The sequence below is a fragment of the Frankia sp. CpI1-P genome (assembly GCF_001421075.1).
Lineage (GTDB): Bacteria > Actinomycetota > Actinomycetes > Frankiales > Frankiaceae > Frankia > Frankia torreyi.
Genome location: NZ_LJJX01000074.1, coordinates 1 through 2,720 on the forward strand (window position 1 = coordinate 1; position 2,720 = coordinate 2,720).

General features: G+C 68.9%; 4 protein-coding genes, 1 tRNA gene and 2 pseudogenes. 2 read left to right on the top strand and 5 right to left on the bottom strand.

Features of this window, described 5'->3' with window-relative positions:
• The 5 genes and pseudogenes from FF86_RS59705 to FF86_RS28330 all read right to left on the bottom strand — a co-directional run.
• Nucleotides 1-157: helix-turn-helix domain-containing protein (locus tag FF86_RS59705; protein ID WP_242419789.1), on the bottom strand; the 157-nt coding region annotated here is incomplete at both ends.
• Between the two features lies 1 nt (nt 158).
• Nucleotides 159-221: pseudogene (locus FF86_RS69085) on the bottom strand (hypothetical protein); the annotation flags it as partial.
• 148 nt (nt 222-369) lie between these two features.
• On the bottom strand, nt 370-425 hold a 56-nt coding region (locus tag FF86_RS69090), incomplete at its 5' end, for a hypothetical protein (RefSeq protein ID WP_396230155.1).
• Nucleotide 426: 1 nt separating this feature from the next.
• Nucleotides 427-630 (bottom strand): annotated as a pseudogene (locus tag FF86_RS69095) (hypothetical protein); the annotation flags it as partial.
• Between the two features lie 17 nt (nt 631-647).
• Nucleotides 648-723, bottom strand: a tRNA-Thr gene (locus tag FF86_RS28330).
• 192 nt (nt 724-915) lie between these two features.
• Between FF86_RS28330 and FF86_RS28335 the strand changes: the two genes are divergently transcribed.
• Both FF86_RS28335 and FF86_RS35065 read left to right on the top strand, forming a co-directional pair.
• Nucleotides 916-1,674 carry a hypothetical protein gene (locus FF86_RS28335; protein WP_236705730.1) on the top strand — a complete coding sequence of 253 codons (759 nt, stop codon included), beginning with the start codon at nt 916-918 and terminating at the stop codon, nt 1,672-1,674.
• 688 nt (nt 1,675-2,362) lie between these two features.
• Nucleotides 2,363-2,720 (top strand): hypothetical protein (locus tag FF86_RS35065; RefSeq protein ID WP_199865843.1); only part of this gene is annotated, 358 nt, incomplete at its 3' end.

Here is a 2,720-nt window from a genome sequence, read left to right on the forward strand (position 1 = left end):
CTCATCCACCCAGCCCGACGCCGCCGGCCCCCGATCCAACACCGCCTCCAACGCCCGCAACTGTTCTTCATCCAACCGGCAGCGTGACGTCGGCCCCCGCGACCGCAACCCCGCCACCCCACCGGCCTTCCACACCCGCCGCCACCGCTCCACCGACNGCTCAGTCACCCGCAACCCAGCGGCAACCTCCCGGTTCGACACACCCTGTTCGAACAAATGCGNGGCTTCTTGTCGTATCCGTTCCNGGCGATCTCGATCCTCAGCGGTCAACCCGCCACCCGTCNCATACCTCATACCAACGGACTACCCAACCCCCAACGATCACCCCAGCGATCACCACCGGATCAACCCGACCCGGCACATTAAAGATCAGTAGTGGAGGTCCCAGATGCGGATCGTCTGGCCGTTCTCGCCGGTGAGGAGGGNGTGGCCGTCCGGAGAGAATGTGAGCCAGTTGCCGGAGGACGGCAGTGTCTGGCTGACCGGTGTGGGCTTGGCGGGATCGGTGACGTTCCAGGACTGGATGGTGTCGCCGAGGGTGAACAGGGTGTGGCCGTCGCGGGAGAAGACGAACGTGTGGACCGCGTCGGTGTTGCCGGGCTGGCCGACTTGATAGCCGTAAATCCGCAGGTCAAGGTGGGTATCTCTGGAGCCGGCGAGGGGACTTGAACCCCTAACCGCCCGATTACAAGTCGGGTGCGCTACCAGTTGCGCCACGCCGGCCGGCGATCTCACGATACCCGACCGCCGGGTCGGCCCGGCCGCGCCGCCCGCGCGGGTGGCCGCCGCGGCCGGACACGCCCACGGGTCGCCACCTCGGGATCGCCTTATGATCGGGTTCCTGGTCGGGGCGCTTCGGGTATGACGGATGGGGCGGCTTCGTGCCGTCTGTCCCTAGGAAGCGGGGCGTTGCGAATGGGAACCACCGTCGGGTTGGGGGCGATGTTCGCGGGGGCCCCGCCGGAGCAGGGCGGGGGCGGCTCGGCTGGTCCGCGCGGGTGGGGGAGGTTGGCTCGCGCGAGCCTGCTCGCGCCCGCGCTGGCGGCGCTGCTCGTCGCCTGCTCCGGCTCCGGCTCCGATGGCGGCGCAGCGGCCTCGCCTTCGCACTCAACGGCTTCGACCACCTCCGCCAGCGCCACCACGCCGGCGGCTTCGGACGGCACGGCCGCACCGCCCGCTCCGACGGCCCTGGGAACGCCGACGGCCACCGCGTCGGTGGGGCCGCGGGTCGGCGCGCGGAGCTGGTCGAGCCAGCCGGCGACGGCCACGCGCCAGCCGACCCGGCCCGTCCAACTGGTGTCGCTGCGCAGTGCGACCAACGTGGAGAACGGCGTCCGGTTCCAGCGGCTCGTGCTGGAGTTCGCGGGGGGTGTCCCCGGCTACCGCGCCCAGTTCGTGCCGCAGGTGATCCGGCCCGGTTCCGGCGCGCCGCTGCCGCTGAGCGGGCAGGCGGCCTTCGAACTGGTCCTGACCTCCGCCGCCGCCCACGACGACCAGGGCGCCTCGACGCTGCGCACGGCGCCGAACGGCACGGGCCAGTCGGGGCTGAGCTACGCGCTGGCCGGCGACTTCGAGGGGACGGTGCACATCGGCGTCGGACTGAGCCGGGTGGCGGGCTTCCGCGTCGTCGAGCTCACGGGGCCGGACCGGCTGGCCGTCGACTTCCTGCTCTGACGGTCCGGCGCCTGGCGCCGACATGGGACGGCGATCGCCCGCCGGGCCGCGGCCGGATCGTGACGGCGCGTCTGCCGCCCTGAGCCGCGATGAGCTCCGGCGTAGAGCAGCGACCACACCATGACCATCCAGCCTGCCTGACACTGGCCCGATCCGGCAGGTAACCGTGCAGGTCACCGCCCACACCGGGGTTCTGGAGCTCCCCGGGCTGACGGGGCGACCCGGACTCTCGGCATCGTTCACCTGGGCGATCCGCCGGACATCCTCGCCGGTATCCGTGCGATCACCTAAGCACGTTGTCAACCTGCTGCCCTCGCCGGGCTGCCGGCAACCGACAGCATTGCGCATCATTCGGGGAAGGTGCGTCTTTAGCTGATGCCGCGATGAAGCGCCGTACCCAGGCTGCAGGTCTTGCTTCTGACTCGCCGGCACGCCGTTGACCTGGTGGCACGTCGCCGTCTATTTCCCTCTTCCGGGATGCCTTCCGATGCTTTTCTCCTGGACACAAACCCGGAACTCTGGTGGTCCGGAGGCCAAAGCGTGAACCTCCTGATGTCTATGGAGGTTCGNCTCCGTCGACTATCCCGCGGGTAACTCGTACGGCCGGCTACGCCGATTCAAAAGATCGACCAGCTAGGTTGGCGCTCGCAGTAGTGGAGTCAATGCAAGTTGCGAGAAAGGGTATGGAATGAAGAACAGGACCGGACGTTACGCCGCTCTTCTCACGATGTCTGGTGTCGCGACCGGCGCCGTCCTGCTCGGTCCGGGCGTGGCCATGGCGCAGGCTGCAGAGCCGACAGTGGCCACTCCCCCCGCAGGCGCTGCCGAGGCCGCCGGCATCCAGGACCCAGGGTTCCCGATCTCCTGGCTAGGGTCGGATGCGGACAAGGACAAGTGGGACCACAAGAAGCAGGACATCACCAAGAAGAAGGAGAAGGCAACCTTCGAGCGGGTGACCTGGTTCGACAAGAAGAACCACCACAAGAAGTGGGACGACCGGAAGTGGGACGACGGGACGAATCCGGGCGACGACCCGACCTGGAATG